Here is a 24,503-nt window from a genome sequence, read left to right on the forward strand (position 1 = left end):
AGTGATTGTGATCAAATCTTCTGCGATCTTGCTGTGAAAAACCTTTTAGGATTAGTAATATTAGGCTGTGTTCTCACCTCCTCCATAGCCTTGGCAGAGCCATCTCTTGTAGTCGTTTTTCCCCAGACAAACTACCAAACAAGTGCCCAAAAAATCTTTTTTTTGGGCACAGCATCTCCCGATGGACAAGTCTCGATCAATGGTAAGCCAATTAGCCGCAGCAAAGCTGGTCATTTTTCCCCAAGTTTACCCTTGCAGTTGGGAGAGAATCGGTTTACTGTGCGTTACCGCAATCAAGAAATCCAAATTAAGGTGACAAGGCTTGCCACTCAACCTGAACTTCCACAGGGTTTAGCCTTTGCTAAAGATTCCCTGACTCCCGCTGCTGACATTACCAGACTACCAGGAGAACTTATTTGTTTTAGCGCGATCGCACCCCCTAACGCCAGTGTATCTGTCCACCTGACTAATCAAACTGTTACCCTTTTGTCCCAACCCCAACAAGCCCAACTACCAAGTAATTTGGCAGCTTTGACAGGGCAAAATCAGCCTGATAGTCAGTCTAGCGTAGGCAACTACAAAGGTTGCACCACAGTAGCAACTCCTGCCGATTTGGGACAACCCCAGTTTCAACTGACGCTCAATGGCAAGACCATAACTCAACCAGGAAATGGTAAAGTTAAAATCCTCTCAAAAGCAGAGTTACCAGTTGCGGAGGTGACGGTAGACGCAGGTGTAGCACGCACTGGTCCCAGTACCGATTATTCTCGACTCACACCACTGCCCAAAGGCACACGAGCAGCAGTTACAGGTAAGGAAGGTGAATGGTTGCGCCTAGACTATGGAGCTTGGATTAATAGTCAGGAAACCCGCATTTTACCCAATGCAGTTCCGCCACAAACAATAATTCGCAGTGTCGGATACCGTCAAGTCCCTGGTGCAACAGAGATCGTTTTCCCCTTACAAGTCCCCGTACCTGTGAGCGTGCAACAGAGCGATCGCGCTTTCACTCTCACTCTCTACAATACCACTGCCCAAACAGACATTATTCGCCTAGACGATGACCCCCTAATTTCTCGCCTAGATTGGCAACAGGAGACACCAGAACGAGTAAAATACACCTTTAACTTCAAAAACGCTCAACAGTGGGGATATAAGCTGAGATACGACGGTACAACCCTGGTTTTGGCTTTACGTCATCCGCCTAAAATTGGGAACACAAGACGCAAGCTTTTAGCTAATTTCAAGATTGTACTAGATCCAGGGCATGGCGGTAAAGAATCTGGTGCCAGTGGTCCAACTGGATATTTAGAAAAAGATGTCAATTTGGTAGTATCTAAGTTGCTCCGGGACGAGTTGGTGAAACGAGGGGCGACGGTGGTGATGACGCGGGAGGACGATAAAGAAGTTTCTTTAGCAGAACGTCAGGCAATTATCAGTCAAGAAGAACCAGCGATCGCTATTTCCATACATCACAATTCTTTACCCGATGATGGGGATGCGGAAAAAATCAAGGGATTTGCCGCTTTTTGGTATCAACCCCAAGCTCATAACTTGGCAATATTTTTACAAAATTATGTAGTTAAAAAACTCGGCAGACCTTCCTATGGTGTGTTTTGGGATAACCTGGCGCTGACACGTCCGGCGGCGGCGCCATCAGTATTACTGGAACTAGGTTTTATGAGCAATCCCAATGAATTTGAGCAGGTGATGAACCCAGAGGAACAGAAAAAAATGGCAAAGGCGATCGCTGAAGGGATTACTGAGTGGTTTAGAAGTGTGAGATAAATTTGGCAGATTAATGAATTCCAAGACCTAAAAGATAACAAATATTTGGAATTAGCACTCAGTGGTCAAGCAGAGTGTATTGTTACTAGAGATGATGATTTGCTAGTGCTAACCCCCTAGTGGGGCATTGAGATTGTGAATATCCAAGAATTTTTAGCCAGCAAATAAGTAGGGGTTGCTGAAAAAGAAAGAGAAGCTCACAGGATATAGATTATCTGACCAAAGAAGTATATTCAGGTGCAAGACTTGAGGGTAAAATAGCCCAAAATCCTTGCATAACCGCGACCAGCAGTACACAAGTGTGCTGTTTGTAACCATGTACCGAAAACAGGGGCAAAATCCAATCTCACCAGAGAACTTTGAATTTCCGTTTTCAGGCAAGTTGTCATCAGATAATCGTTGGATTATTCTGGCGAATTTAATACCCTGGGCAGAATTTGAAGAGGAATATTCATCCGGGTTCTCTGTAGAGATGGGAGCGCCAGCAAAGTCATTTCGGATGGCATTAGGGGCATTAATAATCAAAGAAAAACTAGGAATAAGTGATAGAGAGACAGTAGAACAAATCAAGGAAAACCCTTATCTACAGTACTTCATAGGGATGTCATCCTATATTAATGAAGCTCCATTTGATGCATAGATGCTAGTCCATTTTCGTGAAAGAATTAGTGCAGACTTAGTAAACAAAGTAAATCAAGAAACTGTTAAGAGGATACTAGAGACAACATCTTCGACTTTAGCAACTGAATCAATTGAATCAAAAGAAACAAGATTTAGAATCTGAGAAAATTCGTAATTGTATTGAAGGAAAATTTGGGCAAGCTAAAAGAAGGTTTAGCCTCAATCGAGTGATGGCGAAACTTTCCCATACTTCTGAAACTGCAATTGCTATTACTTTTTTAGTGATGAATCTTTCTACTCACCTGTCGCGCGTGTTTTATGCTTTTTTATGTCTATTTTTGAAAACTGCACCTTTTTTGCAGTTTCCTATAACTGAAAGTTATTATTTTCTGAATTAGAGACAACAAAAGCTTATCTTTCATTTTGCTTGAATAACTAGTCAACCCAAAAGAATTGCTTTTTCATACTTTTTCAGCAACCCCTAAGTAGCAATTACGCTACATAGGACAAACAGGACGCACAAAAATCTTGTGTTATGGAAAAGCGTGGTGGCTTTCGTACCCTAGTCGCCACCAACAAGGGAGATTGCTGGTTTATTGAGCTTACGATTAATTACCCAGCTACCTGTTCGTGAAGTCCAGTGGGTTCCAAATCTATTAGTTCTCCGTCGATTAACTATAAGCAAGCTGTTGAGACTCAATAACTATTATTGAGAATTTTTGATTTAGAAGTAAGAAGTCAATTCGTCCTTTGATGATAGTTTGTCTTGTGTTTCAATCTCGATAGATTTCTCTAATTTGAGGTGAAAAGGAGATAGTAAAAGAGTAATATTAGTTGCTCAAGTGTGACGTTTTCCGCAGCAAGAGTTTGAACCATAATGTTAATTAAGTAGTAGAAAAATCTACCAGTTTAGTAATTCTCACCTTCAGGTAGGGTGAGGATTTCAACGCCATCTTCAGTTACAGCTAAGGTATGCTCACATTGAGCAGATAGCTTGCGATCGCGGGTGACAGCAGTCCACTTGTCGCCAAGAACTTCGACTTCGTAAGTACCTTCGTTAATCATTGGCTCAATGGTAAACACCATCCCCGGTCTGAGGCGCTTGCCCTTCCCGCGTGTGCCATAGTGGGGTATATCCGGCGCAGTGTGAAAAATATTACTGATGCCATGTCCAACGAAATCTCGCACGACAGAAAAGCCTTGCCCTTCAGCATATTCTTGAATCGCTGCACCAATGTCGCCAATACGTGCGCCTGGTTTAACTTCAGCAATACCCAACCGCAAACACTCCTCTGTCACCTCCACCAACTTTTTTGCCTTTGGGGAAGGCGTACCGACAAAGAATGTCTTCGAGGTATCGCCGTGGTAACCTTCAACAATGGGTGTAACATCAATATTAATGATGTCACCTTCCTTGAGGATTTGTTTGGCATTGGGAATGCCGTGACAGATTACTTCATTTACACTAGTGCAAATTGATTTAGGATAGCCTCTATAACCAAGGGGTGCGCTTTTCGCTCCATGCCCTTGAGTCCAACGTTCGGCTTCATCATTTAGTTCAAGAGTGCTAACCCCTGGCTTTACGAACGGTTCCAGATGCTGAAGAAGTTTAGCAGCTAAACGCCCAGCTTGACGCATTTTGTCTAATTCTCGTTCGGATAAAATAACAATTAGTTCAGTTTTCATCAACTTTTATCTAGACATCTTTCATAAACATAGTTAACCCTGTCAGTGCAGCTCTTTGTGCAGTATCAGCAACCTTTAGGGTATACAAACTCTCTTCGGCGGTAACGTACAAAGGAGTACCATCAAAAAGATGATCTAATACCATAGTTGTGTCTTTGGCAAACAAACCTCGGCGAGAACCAACCTCTATGGGTATATTTTCCCCTGGCTGGATGAAAATTCCTGTGTCACCATCAAAAATCAAACCACCTTTTTCCCCGTGAACTTCAAACTTGCGTTCTGATTGCCAAATAGTTTCGCCTTTGGCATAGACTACCTGGGCTAAAAGTCCACTGTTAAAGCAAATTTGACTGGTGCAGAAACAGGTTTGGTAATATTCCGGTTCTATTTCCCAATATCGCTGGTGACAGTTAACAGTAAATACTTTACCAAATAAATCCGTAAGACGATGTAGGCGGGACAGAGCGCCAATTAAGGGAAACCCAAAAAGCTCATGATTATAAGTCCATTTGCGGGGTGCAGGATTTTGGGAATTGATGGTGCTGTAACGAACATAAAATACTTCACCAATTTTGGCTAAGTTTTGTTTCAAAGCTTGATGCAAACCACCCAAAAGTTCCAGGTGTTCAACGTGGAGAAGTTTTTGTTGTGCTTTGGCTAAGGCAATAAGTTCTTCAGCTTCGACTACATCCAACGAAAGAGGATACTCTACAATTACATGTTTGCCGTTGGTAAGTGCTGCGCGAGCGATCGCACCATGATCTCGATTCACAGTGGAAATTACCACCAAATCTATATCTTCACGCCCTACTAACTCTTGCCAAGAACTCAGCCCTTCAATTTCATACTCTTTAGCAAAGCTTTGGGTTTTTTCTGTTGTGTGACCAACAACTGCAACTAAATGCGATCGCCCAGCTTGCCCCCCCCGCACTTGCTCATCATTCAGCAATGCCTCAGCACGAAACTTTGCCGCATATCCAGTACCTACCAAACCTATACGCACTCTTGCTTTTTCCAAAGCTGCCTCTGAATTATACATGATCCTCACTAGTTCTATTTTTGATCCTCCTACGCTTGTAGAATACCAATAATTAATGCTGGGTATTAAATATTGGGCATTAGGCACTTGTACTGGGCGACTTGCCTTGACTTGTGCCGAGCGGACTTGTACTGAGTTTCGACTACGCTCAACTACCGCAAAGCCGAAGTAGCGGAGGTAACGAAGTCGAAAGGAGTCGAAGTATTGAGCATTAGGAAAGACTTTCCTCTTCATTTAAAAAATTCTGGTAGTTCTATCCAAAAGCGACTACCTTGAGATACTTCTGATTCCATGCCTACTTGTCCGCCCATACGTTCAATGCCTTTACGAACGATCGCTAATCCAATTCCTGTACCAGGGTAGGCTTCAATGCTATGTAGACGCTCGAAAACACCAAAAATCCGCTCCCAATGCTGCGGTAATATGCCTATACCATTGTCTTGTACCCACAAGCGCACCGAACGTTCGCGGCGTTCTGTCCATATTCTGACTTGGGGTTGAACCCCAGCAGCCACAAACTTGATCGCGTTAGTTAGTAAATTTGTGACAATTTGCTCGACAGTGCGGTAATTCGCCACAATTTCCAGCAGAGGTTCAGCAATTGTCACTTGCGCTTCCTTTTGTTGCAGATATACTTCTAATTGTGTTAGCACTTGCTTTACCAGTAAGTTGAGGTTAATTGGTTGGACGGGTAAATCAATCCGACTCAAGCGGCTGTATTCTAATAAGTCCAACAGCAGGTTATCCATCCGTTCGACGTTGCTAGCGATGCGATAAAGTAAATCTTGCCCAACTGAATTCAATACAGTCTCGTAGTCTTCTAAGAGAATAGTGGCAAATCCGCGGATAGCACGCAGAGGTTCTTGTAAGTCATGGGAGATCGAATAGGCAAAGGCTTCTAAGGCACTATTTGCTTCTTCAAGTTGTTGTGTGCGGTTGCGAACGAGTTGTTCCAGTTGTTCAGTGTAGCGCTGCAATTGTTCGCGCAAGCGGGATTGCTGAATGGCGATCGCTAACTGATTTGCCACCTCACGGGCAATTTCTACATCTTCCTCAGTTAATGACCACGGCTGAATTACTCCCACGTTCAAGGAGCCGATGAGCTGTTGTTGAGCAATCACAGGTACATTCATAATTAAGCGAATGCCTTGGTCGAACAGCTGTTGTTGAATACGATAAGGTCTGGGATGATCGGCCAGGTTTTCAATCATCATCACTTGGTTTTGTTGCAAGTTTTCAATGTTGCCAAAGTCATGTAATGAGAAAGTTTCACCGATAGAAAAGCCAATGCGATCGCTAGACTGAACAGCTAACACAGTGGCTTGTTGATGTTCCCAATCAAACAACGTCATATCCAATAATTGACAGGGAAGTAACGGATAAGTCGAAGCCAGAGCAGCTTCAGCAATTCCTGTAGGAGAAATTGCCCCCAAAATCGACCGATCTAACTCTTGAAGAGTCTGCAATCTTGTGGCATAACGTTTTAGTGCTTCTTCTGAGCGTTTGCGTCCAGTGATGTCTTCCAGTAGCCCATCAATCACTGATTCTCCGTTAGTTATATTGAGCGTTTCATTCACTGATACCCATATATAGCTACCATCTGTTCTGCGTATTCTTAATTCCCGCTCTCGTCTTTGTTCTGGGGTAAAATCTCCGACTCTGGAAAAAATCTCATTAAAGCTAATATTAGACTGGATTTCTTCTAGAGAATTAAGTCTGAGAAGTCTGAGAAATGCACTGTTAACTTCTAGCAAACGTCCGTCGTCTGGAATTGCCCGAAACACGCCGACATTTAATTGGTTGAGTAGAGATTGCAAGCGGTTCTCTAAAAAGCTAGCTCTACGCCGAGTTTCATTGCGTTCTAAAACAGACCTCACCGTTGCGGATAACCGAACTAAGTGCTTGGGTGATTTGAGGATATAATCATCAAGTCCGCTTTTCATTGCCTCAACAGCAATCTCCTGACTACCTGTATTAGTAAACATAATTACCGGGCGATCGGGGTAGCGATTCTTCAGGAGATGTAATATTTCTAAACCATTATTCCAACGGAGTTGATAATCAGTAATTGTCAACTCAAAGCGACCTGCTGCTAGTGCTTGCTCAAACTTTTCTGGTTCACCCACTTCTTCTATTTCTACATCAGGAAATTCCCGGCGCATCTCTCGGATAATCATGAAGCGGTCATTTGGATTGTCGTCAATAATCAGAATGTGCATGAGAAGGAAAATGTGATGCTTGAGAAGTTCTAAGTGCAGAATAGTAAGGAACGTGGATTTAATAACTTACTATTTTTGTAGTATGAGTTAGGAATGTCATACATAATTGCAAATGTTTTTGGTGCGTTACGCTGTCGCTAACACACCCTACTAACGCTTTAATTTATTCATGAATTACGAATTACGTTAGCGACGCAGAAGCGTCATTACGAATTACGAATTATTTAATTATGTCTTTTCTAGGCTAAACCATTAGTCAGTGTAAACTAACGCGTGCTGATTTAAATTCAGCCAGTAGGCATCAAGTAATTTTATCATTGCAGTTAAATCACTGAAGGCGACGGGTTTAACTAAGTAGGAATTAACACCCAAGTCATAAGCTTTGTGAACGTCGATTTTTTGTTTAGAAGTTGTTAATACAATCACTGGTAGGCGTTTGAGTTCAGGTTGCTGTTTCAGCCACTCCAAAACCTCAAACCCAGATTTGCGAGGCATTTTCAGGTCTAACAAAATTATTATCGGCAGAGGGTAGCGTTCCCGGTCAGCATATTCTCCTTCCCCAGAGAGGTAAGAAATAGCGGCTTCTCCGTTGCTAACAACTTGGAGGGGTTGCATCAGATTAGCTTTGCGTAAAGCACGACGAATCAACAAAACTTGGTTAGAGTCGTCTTCTGCCAATAAGATGGTTTGCTGCTCTGTGTTCATGTTTTCATCGAAAATTGTTGTAATTCAATCCAAAAGCGGCTGCCTTGACTTACTATTGACTCTACACCGACGTGTCCCCCCATACGCTCAACTCCTTTGCGGACAATTGCCAACCCAATGCCAGAACCAGGATAACTCTCTTCACCATGCAATCTTTCAAACACGTTAAAAATTCTCTGCTGATGTTCTGGTGCTATGCCAATACCGTTATCTTCTACCCAGAGACGAATGGATGAGGGGGATGAGGGGGATAAAGAAGTATTTTCTTCCTCATCTCCCCCTACTCCCTCATCTCCTACAATTTCTGCCCATACACGAATTTGAGGTTGTCTATTGGCAGGGACAAATTTGATGGCATTACTGAGGAGGTTGACGAGTACTTGTATTAAAGTTGTGCGATGACCTATAACTTCTGGAAGTGGTTGCTCTATATTTATCTGAGCTTGTCGCGATCGCGATTCTGTTTCTAGTTGATTTATGGCTTCTGCAATTATTTCTCTCAGGTTCAGTACACGGAGTTTAATTTCTAGCCGACTCAGACGGGAGTAGTCGAGTAGGTCTTGAATCAGACCATCCATCCGTTTGGCAGAGGTGACAATTCGCTGGATATATTCTTGCCCATCGCTATCCAATAAGTCACCGTAGTCTTCTTGGAGTGCTTGAGCCAAGCCTTGCATCGATCGCAAAGGAGCGCGTAAGTCATGGGAAACTGAATAACCAAAGGTTTCGAGTTCATTATTGGCTTCAACTAGGGCGGCTGTTCGGTCGGCGACTCGTTGCTCTAGTTCATTGGCATAGTTTTGCAACTGTTGGCGCAATCGCGATTGCTGGATGGCGATCGCTAATTGATTGGCAATTTCTCTGGCAATGGTCTGGTATTCTGGGTTAAAAGCAGCGGGCTGGCTGGCGAATAAAGTCAGGTCACCAATCAAATTACCTTCAACCACCAATGCAACTGCTAAAAAACTCCGAGAACCTGCCGCTAATTGATGCTCTAAGGCTGGTGTGAGATTGTTGAAGGTGGCAATATCTTCTACATATAAAATTGGTTCTTGATACCTCACCATTTCCACTGGTGCCAAATTAGCGATTGGTATTACTGACCCAGCAACATGCAAAGCAATCTCCCCCGCCAGAATCTGCGCTTCATTTGTATTGAAGTTAAACAAGATGATGGCGGCCTGCTGACAGACAATAATCTCGGTCAAGCTTTCTAGAGCAGCTTGGGCAATTTGTTCTGTTGACTCTGCCATTAAAATGGCACGGTCTATGGCTTGCAAGGTTTCTAAACGCTGGTTAGAGCGAAACAAGGCAACTTCAGCTTGCTTACGCTCTGTAATGTCTCGTGCTATGCCAATTATCCCAATAATATTTCCCTCTGGGTCTCGGTAGGGATCTTTGGTAGACAAGTAAGTGTGAAGGCTACCCGCCTCTATAACTACTTCTTCGAGAACTTCTGTTGTGCCTGTACTCATAATCCGGCGATCGTTTTCTCGAATAACAGTCCCAACCTCTGTGGAAAGTAGCTCAGTATCATTTTTGCCAAGAATCTTATCTTTGGCAGTGCCGAAAACTTGTGCTGTAGCTGTATTAATCAGTTGATAGCGCCCTTGCAAGTCTTTGACAAATACGGGATCGTTTGTACCTTCAATCACACTTTGCAATAAGCTATAACTTTGCTGCAATGCTTGTGCTGATTCTTCACCGTCAATTGCTTCTGCGAGGATATTGGCAACGGCTTGCAAAAAATTAATGTCATTTTGGCTAAAAGTTCTTTTACGGGTGGTGTGGACAGCCAAAACACCCCAAGGAGGGCTATGTCCATTAATAATGACGCTGATGCCGCTAATAATTGAGCGATCGCGCAGTAGGGGAGAAGCACGAAACCGCTTCTCTGTATGAATATCAAACACAACAACAGGCTGACTAGAAACCAAGGTATAGCCTGGCTGAAAATCAGTAGTGGCGCTGATTGTGAGATGACCGATTAATTCGGGTTGCCATCCCACTCCTGCCCGTAGTAGCAAAATGTTCCCTTCTGGGAATAGCTGTAACACTTTGCAGTACTCGGCATCTAGAGTTTGAGCCACTAAAGTTACAGTTTCATTCATCAGCATTCTCAGGTTCATGCCAGAGAGTGCCAATTGACCTAACTGAGCGATCGCTTTTTGTTGTTGCGATCGCCCTTTGAGTTCTTCTTCGGTTCGTTTTTGTTCTGTAATATCACGTATGATACTGGAAAAGCCAAGTAGCTTTCCTTGTTTGCCTGGGATAGCTGTTAACAGAACACTCGCCCAGAATTGAGAGCCGTTTTTCCGCACTCGCCAACCTTCTTCGGCAAATCTTCCTGCGGATGCGGCTATTTGCAGCGATTTGCTAGGACGATCTTGCTCTAAATCACTGGCTGGGTAGAAGCAAGAAAAATGCTGACCTAAAATTTCTTTGGCTGTGTAACCATTAATGTTTTCTGCTCCAGCATTCCAGGTGATAACTCGTCCTTGTGGGTCAAGTCTAAAAATGGCATAGTCTTGCACCGCGTCTACCATTTCCCGATAGCGACTTTCACTTTCTCGCAGCTTTAATTCTGTGCGCCTCCAAGCAGAATTCAATTCGGTGGTTAGCAGAGATACAACAACAAATAACCCCAAGCGGATCAAGCCATCCAGCGTTAAAACAGCCAATGAATAACTTGGGCGCAAAAAAAAGTCAGCGATCGCCAAGCTACAGAGGAAAGTTGCCAATAAACCTGAGCCGCGAGTACCATACCACGAACTCAGTACCACAGCAGCAAAAAATACTGAGAAGGTAATGTTCTCTAGCAGTGGGGATACAAGTAGGGAAAATAATAATGCTAAAGCACTGGCAAGTACAGCAATACTGTAGCTTTTTTGCCAGGAGCGATTTTCACTCTGCATTAGTCACCTCCTGGTCTAGTCAAGATACCACTTCTAAAAATTTTGACAATAAATTAACCTAAGTTCCACAAACCTCTCCCTCCCTTGAACTTTAGTTCAAGTCTGTCCCTCTCCGAGTCGGAGAGGGACAGGTTTTGCGTAGTAAAACCAGGGAGAGGTCTTTTAGGTGGACATGATATAACCTGTTGAACTCACGTTAAATTAATTAGTCTGTAGGGGCGTCAAACAACTGTACGCTCCTACTATTTTTAACAAGAATTTCGGAAAATACAAACTTTAAAAAAACAACTAAGTTAAATCGGCGGAAATAAATCCAACTATGTTATACCAATTTAACGTGAAGTTGCACATATCTTGATCCCCCTAAATCCCGCTTAAAAAGGGGGACTTTAATAGATGTTTTTCTGGTTCCCCCCTTCTTAAGGGGGGCTAGGGGGGATCGAATTGTATGCAGCTTCATAAAAAATTGGTATTACGAAACATAAATAGCCTTAAAACTCTTACCAATGACTAATGACTAATGACTAATGACAAAGGACAAATGACAACCCCCACTAGTTAGCTTTAATTACGCCAACCTACTTATAAATTAGGAATTAATTTTGGATTAAGTTAGCAATGGTTGTAATTAACTGGGCTGGATCTATTGGCTTGGTAATATGGGCTTGAAAACCGGCTTTGATTGCTTGCTGTTCGTTGCCTTCTCCAGCATAGGCTGTGAGAGCGATCGCTAAAATTTGCCCTCCTTGTTCTGGACTAAGGGATCTGATTTGTCTCAGTAGCATATAACCATCCATTTCTGGCATTCCGATATCGCTGACGAGTAAATCTGGTTTTAACTGTGCTAATATTTCTAGCACCTCTATTGCTGAGGATACAGCGGTGATTGTAGCTCCATGCTGTTCAAGTATGAAGCTAACTAACTCTAGGGAATCAGGATCGTCATCTACAACTACGATTTTCAGACCACCAAAAGCTGGAGTATCACTAGCCGTTGTATCGCTTTCTTTACTATTCTCAATTGAATCGGTAAGTATCATCGGCAACTTAACAATAAAGGTTGCTCCCTGACCTTCTCCTAAACTTTCTACTAAAACACTTCCACCATGCATTTCTACTAGATAACGGACAATTGCCAATCCCAAACCTAAGCCGCCAAATTTCCTCGTGGTTGCACTATCGGCTTGACGGAAGGTGTCAAAAACATAAGGAAGAAAATCTGCGCTGATTCCTTTACCTGTGTCTCTAATTCTCATTTGAGCCTGAGAATTAATTTGCTCTAAATAAATCTCAACTTGTCCGCCTTCAGGAGTAAATTTAATCGCGTTGGAGAGCAGATTCCAGACGATTTGTTGCAAGCGCCCCGGATCTCCAAACACTTGACCAACAGCAGGATCGAGACTAGATTGAACTTGAATTAATTTTGCTTCTGCTGATAGTCGTACTGTTTCCATCGCGGCTCGAATAATGCTTGCTAAATCAACTGGACAAACATTGAGGCTGAGCTTACCTCGCAAGATGCGAGAAATATCTAGCAAGTCTTCAATGAGTTTAGTTTGTAACTTAGCATTCCGTTCAATGGTTTCCAGAGCCAAAGCAGTCTTTTCTGGATCGAGTTTGTTGCTACGCAAAAGTTTTGCCCAACCCAAAATAGGATTTAGGGGAGTTCTGATTTCATGAGACAGAACAGCGAGAAACTCATCTTTGATGCGATTTGCATCTATTGCTTGCTGGTAAAGCCGAGCATTATCAATTGCTGTGGCTGCTCGCTGAGCCAATGCTTGAGCCATATTTAAATTAGTTTGAGTGTAGCGACGGTTCTCTTGGGTGGTAATCAAAGTCATAGTACCCAGCTTGCGATCGCGAGCCTCTAACGGCACAATTATGTAAGATTGAATATTTATCTGGCGCATCAACCGTTGGGTTTTTGCATCCTGCTTCATTCCTACCAAAAAAGAATTCGCCGCCGCATCAGTAACTAATTCTGGTTCGCCTGTTTGCAAAACTTTTCTCACACCAAAGTCAGCATCTACTGAGGTGGAATAAAACCGTCTGAGTAGGAGCGCCAGTACTTCTTTTTCCGGAGTAGCGGCTGCAACAACTGGTTCCTCAAATACTGTCAAATTAGTTTCCACAATATCAATAAAACAGCAATCAGCTAAAGTTGGAACTACCAAGTTTGCCAATTTTGCCAGAGTCGTGTGGTAATCCAGGGAAGATACAAGCAATCGACTGGCTTCAGACAATAAACTGTAATTTTGCTTTTCCGCCTCAGCTTCCATGCGAGCTGCTTGTTCGCTGATGAGCAGTTGTTCTCGTTCTAACTCTACCTGCTTGCGATCGCTAATATCCTCTACTAAGCCATCAATGATACTATTACCATCGATTTTGGTGAAAGTTTTACTCAGACGCACCCAAATTAAACTACCATCAGCTCGTCGCAATTGCATTTCGCGATCGCGCACTTCACCATTTTGTCGCAGTTGGTTAATTAGCTGAGTATAGTCTTCTGGCTGAAAATAAAGCTCAATCAACCGACTCGCTTGCTCTTGGGGTAAGCTTCCCAACCCAATCAAACGCAGGAATGCTGGGTTGCATTCCAATAAAGAACCATCAAAAGTTGCGCGATAAATCCCAACATTTAAGCGGTTGAGTAGAGTTTGAAAGCGAATTTCTAAATTTGCTGCTTTTTGGCGAGTTTCAGCTCGTTCTAAAGCCGAGCGAACTGCTACTGTTAAGCGTACTTGGTGCTGAGGAGATTTGATCACATAGTCATCCAATCCAGACTTCATTGCTTCTACAGCAATCTCCTGAGTACCGCTATTGGTAAACATGATTACCGGGCAGTTAGGGTAACTAGCTTTAATTGTGTTTAGGACTTCTAAACCATTACTCCAGCGCAATTGATAATCGGTGACGACCAAGTTAAATTCCCCCCTCTCTAATGCCTGAGCAAGGTCTTCTGCTGTAGCAACTTGTTCTACTTGGAGGTCAGAAAACTCACGTTCCAGTTGCCGAATTGCTAAGAGGCGATCGTTCGGATTGTCATCAATCAAGAGAATTCGTAACATTTGATTTGGGTACAAGTCCGATTTTCTTCAAATCATAAGCCCAAAAGCAGCCTTCTAAAAATCATAAACCTTTTAGAACTTACGCACTGAAGACGCTAAGGGACTTCCAACTAAAAAATATCCCATCGTTTCGGTGAGCAGGGGAAGCAGGGGACGCATGGGAAGCAGAGGACGAAGAATCTAACAATCATCTTCTCTCCCAAAATTGAATAATTTAATTTCTGGAAGTCTCCAACCTAAATCGTATGTTGGGAAATCTATGGTGTACACACAAGTATTTTAACTTGCACCTTTGTTGCATTGACCTGCACCTTTGTTGCATCGACCTGCACCTTTGTTGCATCGACCTGCACCTTTGTTGCACCAACCTGCACTTTTGTTGCATCGACCTACATCTTTGTTGCATCGACCTACATCTTTGTTGCATCGACCTACATCTTTGTTGCATCGACCTACATCTTTTTTGCATTGACTTGCAAAAATTAACTTATACCAACGAAATTATTGATACAAATCACTTCCTCTGCTCCTCTGCTCCTCTACTCCTCTGCTTCCTCTGCTCCTCTGCTGTGTATACACAGTAACTCTTACACCCTTATACCAATTTTTTATGAAGCTGCATATAATTCGATCCCCCCTAGCCCCCCTTAAGAAGGGGGGAACCAGAAAAACATCTATTAAAGTCCCCCTTTTTAAGGGGGATTTAGGGGGATCAAGATATGTGCAACTTCACGTTAAATTGGTATTAGGGACTTCCAACTAAAAGATATTTCATCGCTTTGGCGAGCTGGCGTTGCAGGTGAAGAAGAATGTAACGATCTTCTTCGCTCCCAAAATTGAATAATTTAATTTCTGAAAGTCGTTTGATAAGTTACAGCAGTTTGCAAGTAACTGAGGTAAAAAATGTAGGACTCAAGATCATTACTACCTCCTACCTCCAAACCCGTAGGCTTTGTACCTCATGCAAAAGAAAACTGCTGTATTTACTGTTCTATCAAATTAACCTTGTTAAGTTACTCAGCAGGTGCAGTTTTCACCGGAAAGCTGTATTAGATATTGTGACGCGCAACAGGAGTATAGAAACGTTGCTAAAGCTTTCTTCAGAATCTCCTCTATTTATTGGGTTAATCATTATTAGTTTTCTAATAGTAACTTTGTCAGCTTGGTTATCATCTCAACCATTTGTTTTCAAAGCATTTGGCGTTAATGATATTATACAAGTACTGACATTGCCGTTGTTTATTTCTTTACTACTAGAGCGTTCTCTCGAAGTTTTTATCACTACTTGGCGAAGTCCGTTCATCGAACAGCTAGATATTAAAATTCAACAGCAAAAAGTTATAATTGATGAAAAAATAAGAGTAATTACAGAACAAAATGAGCAAAATAAATCGGCTGGTTTGCAATCAAATCAAACTAGTAGTTTACCATCTGAAGGAATGAGTTTAGAACAGCAAATCATCCAAAATTTTATCAAAAATCAAGAACAAGTATTATTAACAGTAAAACCCGAGCTAGATGATTTAAATATAAAAGAACGCCAAAGAGCAGCTTATAAGGCTGATACACGAACCATTGCTCTATGGACATCCCTTTTATTCGGTCTTTTAATCAGTGCAATAGGTATTCGTTCAATTGAACCATTAGTAATTCTTGATTTAAATAACCAAATACAAGTAGTTCTTTTTCGTTCTTTAGATGCTTTATTAACAGGAGGTTTAATTGCAGGAGGTAGTGAGGGGATTCATCAGATAATACAGGTTTTTATCAACTTTATGGAAGCTACATCTAAACAAATCAAAGAAAAGGGATGACGTGAAAAGATTTTAGGGAACTCCAAGAAATAAAAACAACCGCTTGAATTTGCTGACTGTTGACTGTTGACTGTTGACAGGGGGATATTTTTATTTGTCAGTCCCTTAGCGATCGCCTACTGAAAAGCAGTTTTAAGATCGCAGCGATCGCCAACCATTAATATTGTCACAAAAAATACAATTATTTGTGGAATATCCTGAACCGATATGTAGTTTAAGTAAGGCAAACTAGCCCTATAATTTTCTGAGAAGAGTTAATTTATGTTGCGTCAAAGACAAATATCTCGCGTTCTAGAAAAGGCGGAGTTAAGAGCGTCTGGACTGAAAAAGATCGATCCAAATATTGATTTTGGTAATGGTTATAGCTTGCAAAAATTGACAGAATTAATTGAGGAGTTACGAAATAAAATTGATACCTATAATCACGCTTTATCAGTAATTGATTCTTTGCGAACTCAGCTCAAAGAGTTGGAAAAAGACTTAAGCAGCATGAGTGAGAGAATGTTGATGGGAGTTGCCGTCAAGTACGGTAAAGACAGTTGCGAATATATGATGGCGGGTGGTGTTCGTAAAAGCGATCGCATCCGCAAAAGCCGAGCAACTCGGATACGTAATGCACAGAAAAAATCACGGCAGAGCGCTGAAACCGCTTAGTGACATTATATAGCCTTAAGTATAGCCATTACTAGGGGCGCATAGCTATGCGCCCCACTTATTTTCTGTAAAATAGAATACATAAACTTGAATTTAGTAGTCAAGGAACCAAAAACTATGGCCGTTTATAGTCCTCAAGTCATCCGTCATATATTGATTGGACTGGGATATTTAGCTGCTGAGATCGATCCTAACCCCGATCCCCAATTTGCTCCCTGGAAACGCAATAATAACTCCTTAACTGACGATCCTACCGAAGAAGCCATTAAAAAGTTTCAAAAACAGTACTCACCAAAACTTGCGGTGAATGGTAATGCTGATGCCGATACTAGACAAGTAATGGAGGATACAATCAAAGGGCTTCAGAATAGATTGAAGTTTCATGGTTTTGCAACTAATGCTGAAATCCCTTCAGATAAGCCTTTTTATGGACCAGCCACTTATCAAGCTGTCAAGAAATTTCAGAAATCTCAAGGTCTAACTGAAAATGGCATTGCTAGTGTTGAACAGCGTCAAATTCTCCAGCAAGACACTCTAACACCAAATAAGCCCCAGCCACAAGCTCAACCCAAGCTGATAGATTTATGTTTGCAATTCAAAAAGAACCCTCAAAATCCCTCTTATATTGCAGCGCTCAATAACTTACAACAAAATCTCCCCAAGGACGTTTTACACAAAGTTACTAATAAATGGAGGGGAACAAACGATCAAAACCCGGAAATTGTCAAGCTAACAAATCTGTTCACTTATTATGATAACAACAATCAAAATCATCGTGATGCGCTAGATCACTTACAAAGTCAGATAACTCCAGCCATCTATAAAGAATTTATCAATCTCTGGAATAAAAAGTAAACAAATAGCCTAAGGCAACGGCAGTTACAATCTGAGAAAATCGAATCTACAGCTATCTTTCCTATATAATATGGTGCGTTAGGCTAAAACCTTAACGCACCATATTATATAGTTATGCATCTATGAAAAATGCGATCGCCTCTCAAACTGCATTCTTATTTATATGCTCTATGCTGCTGATAGCCTGTGGCAAAAGTGGCAGCACTAATCCCAATTCTGCAAATAATGCAACAGCAACAACAACTACATCTGCTGCTATTCCCATTGGCATTGCTTTTGCCCAAACAAGCAACATAGCATTACTTGGTCAAGAGGGAACTGATGGAGTAAAAATTGCCCAAAAGTATTTTAATGACAAAGGAGGCATCAATGGTAGACCTATTAAATTAGTATTTCAAGATACTAGTGGCGACGAAGCTGGAGCTATTAATGCTTTTCAAACTTTAATTAATCAAGATAAGGTCGTTGGTATAATTGGCCCTACTTTATCACAACAGGCTTTTAGCGCCGACCCCATCGCAGAACGGAATCAACTCCCAGTTATTGGAGCATCAAATACCGCTAAAGGCATTCCCGAAATCGGTGATTATGTTGCTCGTGTTTCTTCATCTGTGGCTGTGGTTGCTCCTTATTCTGTGAAAGCTGCACTCAAACAAAACCCTCAAATTAAAAGAGTAGCTGTATTCTACGCTCAAAATGATGCTTTCAATAGATCGGAAACTGAGATTTTTCAAAACACAGTTAAAAATTTAGGATTGAATTTAATCACAGTCCAAAAGTTTCAAACTACAGATACCGATTTTCAAGCTCAAGCTAGCAGCGCTATTAATTTAAAACCAGATTTAGTAATTATATCGGGGTTAGCGGTAGATGGAGGTAATTTAGTTAAACAACTGCGAGAACTTGGCTATAAAGGATTAATTATTGGGGGGAATGGTTTTAACACATCGCATATATTTTCTGTGTGCAGAGCATTTTGTGAAGGCGTGATTGTTGCTCAAGCTTATAGCCCTGTGTATCCTAGTGAAATTAATACCGCATTTCGCAAAGCTTACGTTGAACAATATCAAAGAGAACCACCCCAAGTCAGCGCTCAAGCTTTTGCAGCGGTGCAGGTATATGTAGAAGCTCTACAATCTTTAGATAAAAAAAGCAAGATTAATAAATTGACTCTGGCACAGTTGCGTACAGAATTAAATCAGGAGTTATTAAAAGGAAAATATCAAACTCCTCTCGGTGAAATTTCTTTTACACCAACAGGTGATGTGATTCAAAAGGAATTTTATGTTGCACAGTTGAAGATGGAACCAAAAGGTCTTAATGGTAAATTTTCATTCTTAAATATAAATTGAAATGAGAAATTGGCTCGATACATATTCACCGCATCTCCGTGTCAGCCCCAATTATCTAATTATTGGGCAACGCCGATATTTTTCTCGTGGTTTTTAAACTTCTAGGTAATTAATAGTATTTCCAGAAATATTGCTAACAAATGAATCGGCTGTAGTATGGCACAGCTGTGCTACCCTACTCGTAAAACCGTTAATTTGTTCTGAATAGCGAAGGTGCATCGCTTGAATATTCTAGAATTTACCTTATTGGTTTGGCTTGGTTCTGCCAGTGCAGGGTTTTTGGGAGCGTTAACCGGTTTAGGGGGTGGAGTCATACTTGTTCCCCTATTAACTTTGGTTTTTCAGGTTGATATTCATTACGCAATTGGTGCTTCTTTAGTATCTGTAATTGCGACATCCTCCGGCGCGGCTTCTGCTTATGTCAAAGAAGGTTATACAAATATGCGGTTGGGGATGTTCTTGGAAGTCGCAACGACATTTGGAGCGATCGCCGGGGCAATCATTGCTGCTTATACTCCTACTAGAATACTCGCTGTGGTGTTTGGCGTTATTTTACTTTATAGTGCCTACCTCTCACGTCTACCCCACTCAGAACACCAAGATCGTAAACCTGCCGATTCCCTGGCAACTCGTTTGCGGTTAAATAGTAGTTACCCTACTCCCGAAGGTGAACAAGCTTATAACGTCCGTGCTGTACCTGCGGGTTTTAGTCTCATGTTTGTTGCTGGAATACTTTCTGGTTTATTAGGTATTGGTTCCGGCGCACTCAAAGTATTAGCAATGGATCAATTTATGCGGATTCCATTTAAGGTTTCCACCACCACCAGTAATTTTATGATTGGGGTGACAGCTGCCGCTAGTGCAGGAGTTTATTTAAAACGAGGTTACATCGATCCCGCTTTAGCTATGCCTGTAATGTTGGGTGTACTGTTAGGAGCGTTGTTAGGAGCAAAGGTTTTAATTAGAGTCAAAGTAGGAATTTTAAGAACTATTTTTAGCCTGGTAATTTCTCTCTTGGGAATTCAAATGATTTATAACGGTTTGACAGGGAGGATTTGAAATGCCAGCCAATAGACAAAACTTTAGCGAGAGACAATTTGAAATATTAGTTGGCAACCTTTTAAGATATGGAGTAATTATCGCTACCACTATAGTTTTTATTGGTGGAGTTTTGTACTTAATTCGTCATGGTAACGAGGCTCCTAATTATCAAATTTTTCGTGGTGAACCCCCTTATTTTCGTAGCCCTGAAGGAGTTGCCACCGCAGCACTTTCAGGTCGTCGTCGTGGTATTATCCAACTGGGATTACTGCTATTAATAATTACTCCTGTTGCTAGAGTTGCGTTCTCACTATTAGCTTTTGCGCGACAGCGAGACAGTACGTATATTATTGTGACCCTAATTGTACTACTAGGGTTGCTCATCAGCCTCAGTGGAAATTAATTGAGGGTAAGGTAGTTGTGATTACTACTTAGCGGCTTGTTATACATCTTTAAAATATAAATACTCTTTAAAGAGTTAAGACTTACGCAACTGGCATATTATTTTTAGTTTGTAGTGTACCCCTCCGGGGAAGCAAGCTACGCGCAGCGTCTCGCAGAGAGGACTTTAGTCCTCAAAATTAGGGCTTCAGCCCTTACTACAAACTAAAAGTTTTCATTTTTTGTAACACTTGCGTAAGTCCTAAGAGGATTTGATCTAGATTTATCCACCTTTAATAATCGTTAATCATTCTTTAACCAATCAGGCATTTTGTAGAGATTGGAGTTAAGCAACAGAAAGTAGTATACTTTTCTGGGTTCTCATAATGCCTAGCCAAAAGTTTCATTGAAAAAAACAATTTTGGGGTTGCTCTAATGCTAAGTCCTGTAGTAACAATCAGTATATTTCAAAAACAACCCAATCCTAAAGTATTTTCACCAGGGGATGTCATCTTTGAAGAAGGACAGTCTGGTGATATTATGTACGGCATTATCGAAGGAGAAGTTGATATATTAGTCAATGGTAAGGTTGTAGAAACCATTGAGATCGGTGAGGTTTTTGGTGCTGGCATACTTGTGGGTGTAAAAAATAGAACTTACACAGCCATTGCCAAGACAAACTGCAAACTTGCTTTCCTGGATGAAAAAGGGTTTCTCTTTGCTGTTCAGGAAACACCCATGTTTGCCTTAATGGTGATGAGAAGTTACTCAGAGCGTCTGAGCCGCTTGTTGCATACGCTTTAGGGTAATTACAAATCAAAAACCTCATCGTTTTCGGATGACACGGATCAAAGGCTAAGAAATCTTGTTCAGTAGATAAATTGCATATAGCGCTTTTCGTTTTGATGCAATACAGATGATACACGTCAGGGACACAGTAATACTGTGTCCCTAAAATCGCTTGTATCTGACCCAAGTGCAAAATTTGTCAGAGGTTGCAATGGCGCGTAAACGCTTGATTATTGAAATGGGAATGGGAATAGATCAGCATGGACAAGAACCAACAGTAGCAGCATCTAGGGCAGTACGCAATGCGATCGCTCACAATGCTTTACCTGGTGTTTGGGAAGTCGCTGGTTTGAGTCACCCGAATGAAATGATTGTGGAAGTTCAAATAGCAGTACCATATCCAGAAAAAGTTAGGGAAGAGGAGGTACTAGCTGTATTACCATTTGGTCAGAAAACCCTGACAGTAGAATCTGGAGGGATGATAGTCCAAGGGCGAGCTATTCCGGAACTCAACGATCAAAATGACGAAATGTTGATTGCGATCGCTGCTGTTACAGTTCTAATTGAAAATTAATTAACTGAAGCTCTGCGCTAAACTAAAAATATTCGGATAAAAATCTCTGGCAGTAAGTTCAAAAATCAGTTATCAGTTATCAAAGTTTGAGTCGGGAATTGAAAACAGTTATTCTGGAACATTTACCAATGTTCGCTGATTTATGATTCTCAACTAAAAACCTTTGAACTCTTCGCTGATTTAATACACTACTAATCTTCACCACTGCTGGTAAAATGTCTCAAGAACATAACGAATCACTCATTCAAGAAATTACCAAACTCAAACCGAAACACTTTGCTGATTTAGTCAGATCTGCACAATTGATTTTCGATCCCACAGCGGGAGTTTCGGGAAGAAATGTCAAAGTTGACTGGGAACAATTCGGAATTCCCCGTGATGTAACGGACAATCTCAAATCACTTGGTAAGCACTACCAATACTCATCTCCTCATGTTCCATTTGAAGATATTTGGAGTAAATTAACTCCAGAAACTCGTATTTGGTTCGTTGAAAATAAAGATAGGTTATGGCAATTTGAGGAAGCTTTCCCGGCGCTTGATGAAGATTAAAGAAGAATTTAGTTAACAATAAAATTAGGTTGGTTGAGCGACACAGACTATTTTTCTTTCTTTTCCCTTGTTCGCTGAACTCAAACAAACCAGCAGCGAATTAATTCTACTTGGAACCTATAACCGTCTTCAATTTCCTCAATTAACTCACGTTGTAACAGCAAGTTGAGGGTAATATTAGCATCGGAGAACTGTTGTAATAGAGTTTGCCGGCTAACTATAACCCCTTCCCCTTGAGCGGCGATAAAACGTAGAATAGCTTGTCCAGTGGCATCTACTTGATTGTTTTGAATATCAGCGAAGAAAAAGCCACCACTTTGCAAAGCTTCTGGTATCGCTGCTTCCACGTCAGCTAAAGTTGCAAATCGCCGGATAGAGGGGTCTTGCTCGTTTTTGAGGACAATAATTTCCGCACAGAGTAGTTGTATTAAGAATGGGTGACAACGGGTGAGTTGCAGTACTCCCTCGACACCCGAATTTCTCACTAATAGGGTGGGTAGGTGTGGGAGGTGTGGGAGGTGTGGGAGGTGCTGCGTTGCACAAAGCGAGCGAGCGACATGAAGCGCCCATTCTCAATTTCTCCTCATTCTCCCCACACTTCCCACACTCCCGACACCCCTCAATTTCTCGCTTGTGAGAAATCCAGGGACAGCGTTGGGTTCATAGCGGAGGGTAAAATCTTTGACGGGACGTTCAATTAATTGTCGTGCTTCCGCTTCTTTGAGGTAAGAGATATGCACTAATTGGACATTAATGAGATAACTAGCCCAGCGCTGGTATTCTGCGATCGTATGAGAGCCAGCTAGTAAAATCTTAAAACGGGGACGATGTTGGATAAGGTGACGCAGCATACCCAAAACATCCTGTTCATCAAAGCGACCTTTAGCTATAGCTTTGTCTAGCTCCTCGAATTCATCTAGCGCTAGTAAGGCGGTATTTTGTTCTAAAGCCTCTTCTACTTCATCTAGCCATTCATAAAAATAAGTGAAGGTGGCAATTTCCCAACAAGAAATAATGCTTACTCCTAGTCCTTGAAATTGATATTCTTCAATCCAATCTCGATATCTCTGGTTTAGTGGTTCATTTTCTGGACAGCGTTCCAATCCAACACTAATCTCATGCAATAAGATAATTGTGGGAGAATGCAAATTATCGCTGACTACATCCATAAAACGATCTAAATCGCAAGGTGTCGGCACTTGCATCTTCAGTGATTCTAGGATGTACTTTAGCAGACCTTCTCGGCTTTGCATTCGTGCGTCTTGTAAGTCTACAAAAATCCAACAGTAATTTTCTGGATACGTTAGCCAGTCAGATTTTTGCTCAGGACGCAGCTGCTCTATGGGGGTGGTGCTGATATTTTTTAGGTAGTGCAGGAGAGATGTTTTACCACTGCGCTTTTTGCCGATAATGGCGGCGTTTTGTAGGGGATGGCGTTTGAGTAAGTTGAAGAGACGTTTTAATTCTTTTTCGCGTCCAAAAAAGTAACGTGGGTGGGTGATGGGTGTGCCAGTGATGAAAGGTGATGCTTCGCCGTTAGTTGGCTGAGGTTTATTTGGCTGAGTTTCTGGTTCTTTGTATGCAATGTCTTGCCACTCTAACCCAATTTTTTGCTAAGTTCTACAAAATTTAGATAGTCAACAGGTTTACCAGTGAGGAAGCTTTTGACTGTCGAGAGAGAAAATCCTATATCAGTAGCCAAAGATTGCTGACTGGGATAGCCGTTAAACTGAGGTGCTGACTTAACTTTTTCAATATACTCTGGGGCTACTCGGAGCGATCGCGCCATCATTCCTCATCGAGAAACTGCTGTGAGTATATCAGGTTTTTATACTCGCTAAATAGCAAAGCTGTTTAGTCATAACGTCTTGCCCTCTAGATATTAGAGTCATCCTGAACTTAACCGATAATCAACTAAAACTTGTCTAATCGGTGACTGTTTCTCAACTCAATTCTCAGCCAGCACCAAGTTGTAATGGGAATATAAGAGATTAGGGCTTTAAAAATGAAACGACAACTGGGAATTGTGCAAATTATCTTATCACTTTGCGGAGTGATGATGTTTGGTACAGTAACTTACGCTGCGATTAATATGGTGAATGGTCAATACCAAGTTGAAATATCGCTCAATACTAAGGGACTCATTATTAAGTCAGATATTGACAAAAGGCAATGCAAGCCAGTAGAAAATATTGCCCAAAAACAGGAAAGCACAAATTTCGACCAGAAAATAAGTAATCAAGAGGACAAATAAATAATGAGTTACAATCAATAATTTATACGGAGTTCCAAACAAAAAAATATCCAACTATTCATTTATTCTAGGGTGAGCATCTCGCCCGCCCTTGAGATCAGTACCAGCAAAGCACCTCCGTTAGGAGATGGTTCTCATTAGTAGTCATTTGTATTTCCAAGGACAGATAACCAATGACAAAGAACAGTCTTAGC

Annotated in this window: 23 protein-coding genes and 1 pseudogene; 15 read left to right on the forward strand and 9 right to left on the reverse strand. The window is 41.5% G+C overall.

Features of this window, described 5'->3' with window-relative positions; translation table 11 throughout:
• The first annotated feature begins 33 nt into the window (after window positions 1-33).
• From ACFG4S_RS11940 to ACFG4S_RS11955, 4 genes and pseudogenes are all read left to right on the forward strand, one after another.
• Complete coding sequence (locus ACFG4S_RS11940; RefSeq protein WP_392535001.1) at window positions 34-1,788, forward strand: N-acetylmuramoyl-L-alanine amidase; 1,755 nt, start codon at window positions 34-36, stop codon at window positions 1,786-1,788.
• A gap of 45 nt (window positions 1,789-1,833) precedes the next feature.
• Entirely contained in the window at window positions 1,834-1,908 is a 75-nt protein-coding gene (locus tag ACFG4S_RS11945) for a hypothetical protein (protein WP_392535964.1), read from the forward strand.
• Window positions 1,909-2,104: 196 nt separating this feature from the next.
• Window positions 2,105-2,554, forward strand: a pseudogene (locus tag ACFG4S_RS11950) (transposase); the annotation flags it as partial.
• Window positions 2,541-2,807, forward strand: a complete 267-nt coding sequence (locus ACFG4S_RS11955; RefSeq protein ID WP_392535002.1) for a transposase — start codon at window positions 2,541-2,543, stop codon at window positions 2,805-2,807. The pseudogene ACFG4S_RS11950 and the gene ACFG4S_RS11955, both read left to right, overlap by 14 nt.
• Window positions 2,808-3,318: 511 nt before the next feature.
• Here the strand turns inward: ACFG4S_RS11955 and map are convergent.
• From map to ACFG4S_RS11985, 6 genes are all read right to left on the reverse strand, one after another.
• Window positions 3,319-4,095, reverse strand: coding sequence for a type I methionyl aminopeptidase (map, locus tag ACFG4S_RS11960; RefSeq protein WP_392535003.1), 777 nt, complete (start codon window positions 4,093-4,095; stop codon window positions 3,319-3,321).
• Window positions 4,096-4,105: 10 nt separating this feature from the next.
• The gene (locus ACFG4S_RS11965) at window positions 4,106-5,134 is read right to left on the reverse strand and encodes a Gfo/Idh/MocA family protein (RefSeq protein ID WP_392535965.1); all 1,029 of its coding nucleotides are present in this window, start codon (window positions 5,132-5,134) and stop codon (window positions 4,106-4,108) included.
• A 230-nt stretch (window positions 5,135-5,364) separates the two neighbouring features.
• Window positions 5,365-7,353 (reverse strand): ATP-binding protein, encoded by a 1,989-nt coding sequence (locus ACFG4S_RS11970; protein WP_392535004.1) that lies wholly within the window; start codon window positions 7,351-7,353, stop codon window positions 5,365-5,367.
• A 252-nt stretch (window positions 7,354-7,605) separates the two neighbouring features.
• Window positions 7,606-8,058 carry a response regulator gene (locus tag ACFG4S_RS11975; RefSeq protein WP_392535005.1) on the reverse strand — a complete coding sequence of 151 codons (453 nt, stop codon included), beginning with the start codon at window positions 8,056-8,058 and terminating at the stop codon, window positions 7,606-7,608.
• Entirely contained in the window at window positions 8,055-10,973 is a 2,919-nt protein-coding gene (locus ACFG4S_RS11980) for a PAS domain S-box protein (protein WP_392535006.1), read from the reverse strand. Before ACFG4S_RS11980 ends, ACFG4S_RS11975 begins: the two co-directional genes overlap by 4 nt.
• A 596-nt stretch (window positions 10,974-11,569) precedes the next feature.
• A complete protein-coding gene (locus tag ACFG4S_RS11985; protein WP_392535007.1) occupies window positions 11,570-14,044 on the reverse strand; it encodes a response regulator in 2,475 nt (824 codons plus the stop codon).
• 313 nt (window positions 14,045-14,357) lie between these two features.
• Here ACFG4S_RS11985 and ACFG4S_RS11990 point away from each other — a divergent pair, with 313 nt between their 5' ends.
• From ACFG4S_RS11990 to ACFG4S_RS12035, 10 genes are all read left to right on the forward strand, one after another.
• Window positions 14,358-14,516: a hypothetical protein gene (locus tag ACFG4S_RS11990; protein WP_392535008.1), complete on the forward strand. Its 159-nt coding sequence runs from the start codon at window positions 14,358-14,360 to the stop codon at window positions 14,514-14,516.
• Window positions 14,517-15,129: 613 nt separating this feature from the next.
• A complete protein-coding gene (locus tag ACFG4S_RS11995) occupies window positions 15,130-15,858 on the forward strand; it encodes a hypothetical protein (protein ID WP_392535009.1) in 729 nt (242 codons plus the stop codon).
• A gap of 261 nt (window positions 15,859-16,119) precedes the next feature.
• The gene (locus ACFG4S_RS12000; protein WP_392535010.1) at window positions 16,120-16,512 is read left to right on the forward strand and encodes a hypothetical protein; all 393 of its coding nucleotides are present in this window, start codon (window positions 16,120-16,122) and stop codon (window positions 16,510-16,512) included.
• Between the two features lie 117 nt (window positions 16,513-16,629).
• Window positions 16,630-17,367 (forward strand): peptidoglycan-binding protein, encoded by a 738-nt coding sequence (locus ACFG4S_RS12005; protein WP_392535011.1) that lies wholly within the window; start codon window positions 16,630-16,632, stop codon window positions 17,365-17,367.
• A gap of 122 nt (window positions 17,368-17,489) precedes the next feature.
• Window positions 17,490-18,719 carry an ABC transporter substrate-binding protein gene (locus ACFG4S_RS12010; protein WP_392535012.1) on the forward strand — a complete coding sequence of 410 codons (1,230 nt, stop codon included), beginning with the start codon at window positions 17,490-17,492 and terminating at the stop codon, window positions 18,717-18,719.
• 222 nt (window positions 18,720-18,941) lie between these two features.
• Entirely contained in the window at window positions 18,942-19,778 is an 837-nt protein-coding gene (locus ACFG4S_RS12015) for a sulfite exporter TauE/SafE family protein (protein WP_392535013.1), read from the forward strand.
• 1 nt (window position 19,779) lies between these two features.
• Window positions 19,780-20,163 (forward strand): DUF1634 domain-containing protein, encoded by a 384-nt coding sequence (locus ACFG4S_RS12020; RefSeq protein ID WP_392535014.1) that lies wholly within the window; start codon window positions 19,780-19,782, stop codon window positions 20,161-20,163.
• 413 nt (window positions 20,164-20,576) lie between these two features.
• A complete protein-coding gene (locus ACFG4S_RS12025; RefSeq protein WP_392535015.1) occupies window positions 20,577-20,945 on the forward strand; it encodes a cyclic nucleotide-binding domain-containing protein in 369 nt (122 codons plus the stop codon).
• A gap of 196 nt (window positions 20,946-21,141) precedes the next feature.
• On the forward strand, window positions 21,142-21,504 hold the full coding sequence (locus ACFG4S_RS12030) for a Lin0512 family protein (protein ID WP_392535016.1): 363 nt from the start codon (window positions 21,142-21,144) through the stop codon (window positions 21,502-21,504).
• 215 nt (window positions 21,505-21,719) lie between these two features.
• On the forward strand, window positions 21,720-22,055 hold the full coding sequence (locus ACFG4S_RS12035; protein ID WP_392535017.1) for a hypothetical protein: 336 nt from the start codon (window positions 21,720-21,722) through the stop codon (window positions 22,053-22,055).
• 80 nt (window positions 22,056-22,135) lie between these two features.
• Here ACFG4S_RS12035 and ACFG4S_RS12040 read toward each other — a convergent pair whose 3' ends face one another.
• The 3 genes from ACFG4S_RS12040 to ACFG4S_RS12050 all read right to left on the reverse strand — a co-directional run bounded on the left by ACFG4S_RS12040 (window position 22,136) and on the right by ACFG4S_RS12050 (window position 23,847).
• A complete protein-coding gene (locus ACFG4S_RS12040; protein ID WP_392535018.1) occupies window positions 22,136-22,540 on the reverse strand; it encodes a hypothetical protein in 405 nt (134 codons plus the stop codon).
• A gap of 87 nt (window positions 22,541-22,627) precedes the next feature.
• Entirely contained in the window at window positions 22,628-23,308 is a 681-nt protein-coding gene (locus ACFG4S_RS12045) for a hypothetical protein (RefSeq protein ID WP_392535019.1), read from the reverse strand.
• 344 nt (window positions 23,309-23,652) lie between these two features.
• Window positions 23,653-23,847 carry a hypothetical protein gene (locus tag ACFG4S_RS12050; protein ID WP_392535020.1) on the reverse strand — a complete coding sequence of 65 codons (195 nt, stop codon included), beginning with the start codon at window positions 23,845-23,847 and terminating at the stop codon, window positions 23,653-23,655.
• A gap of 213 nt (window positions 23,848-24,060) precedes the next feature.
• Here ACFG4S_RS12050 and ACFG4S_RS12055 point away from each other — a divergent pair, with 213 nt between their 5' ends.
• Complete coding sequence (locus ACFG4S_RS12055; protein WP_392535021.1) at window positions 24,061-24,309, forward strand: hypothetical protein; 249 nt, start codon at window positions 24,061-24,063, stop codon at window positions 24,307-24,309.
• Window positions 24,310-24,503 lie beyond the last annotated feature (194 nt).

The sequence above is a fragment of the Nostoc sp. C117 genome, assembly GCF_043099735.1.
GTDB lineage: Bacteria > Cyanobacteriota > Cyanobacteriia > Cyanobacteriales > Nostocaceae > Nostoc.

Bases quoted from the DNA above. Each gene is read 5' to 3' on its own strand.
- map (WP_392535003.1), bottom strand. From the start codon at position 4,095: ATGAAAACTGAACTAATTGTTATTTTATCCGAACGAGAATTAGACAAA.
- ACFG4S_RS11965 (WP_392535965.1), bottom strand. From the start codon at position 5,134: ATGTATAATTCAGAGGCAGCTTTGGAAAAAGCAAGAGTGCGTATAGGT.
- ACFG4S_RS11970 (WP_392535004.1), bottom strand. From the start codon at position 7,353: ATGCACATTCTGATTATTGACGACAATCCAAATGACCGCTTCATGATT.
- ACFG4S_RS11975 (WP_392535005.1), bottom strand. From the start codon at position 8,058: ATGAACACAGAGCAGCAAACCATCTTATTGGCAGAAGACGACTCTAAC.
- ACFG4S_RS11980 (WP_392535006.1), bottom strand. From the start codon at position 10,973: ATGCAGAGTGAAAATCGCTCCTGGCAAAAAAGCTACAGTATTGCTGTA.
- ACFG4S_RS11985 (WP_392535007.1), bottom strand. From the start codon at position 14,044: ATGTTACGAATTCTCTTGATTGATGACAATCCGAACGATCGCCTCTTA.
- ACFG4S_RS12000 (WP_392535010.1), top strand. From the start codon at position 16,120: ATGTTGCGTCAAAGACAAATATCTCGCGTTCTAGAAAAGGCGGAGTTA.
- ACFG4S_RS12005 (WP_392535011.1), top strand. From the start codon at position 16,630: ATGGCCGTTTATAGTCCTCAAGTCATCCGTCATATATTGATTGGACTG.
- ACFG4S_RS12010 (WP_392535012.1), top strand. From the start codon at position 17,490: ATGAAAAATGCGATCGCCTCTCAAACTGCATTCTTATTTATATGCTCT.
- ACFG4S_RS12020 (WP_392535014.1), top strand. From the start codon at position 19,780: ATGCCAGCCAATAGACAAAACTTTAGCGAGAGACAATTTGAAATATTA.
- ACFG4S_RS12025 (WP_392535015.1), top strand. From the start codon at position 20,577: ATGCTAAGTCCTGTAGTAACAATCAGTATATTTCAAAAACAACCCAAT.
- ACFG4S_RS12030 (WP_392535016.1), top strand. From the start codon at position 21,142: ATGGCGCGTAAACGCTTGATTATTGAAATGGGAATGGGAATAGATCAG.
- ACFG4S_RS12035 (WP_392535017.1), top strand. From the start codon at position 21,720: ATGTCTCAAGAACATAACGAATCACTCATTCAAGAAATTACCAAACTC.
- ACFG4S_RS12045 (WP_392535019.1), bottom strand. From the start codon at position 23,308: ATGCAAAGCCGAGAAGGTCTGCTAAAGTACATCCTAGAATCACTGAAG.
- ACFG4S_RS12050 (WP_392535020.1), bottom strand. From the start codon at position 23,847: ATGATGGCGCGATCGCTCCGAGTAGCCCCAGAGTATATTGAAAAAGTT.
- ACFG4S_RS12055 (WP_392535021.1), top strand. From the start codon at position 24,061: ATGAAACGACAACTGGGAATTGTGCAAATTATCTTATCACTTTGCGGA.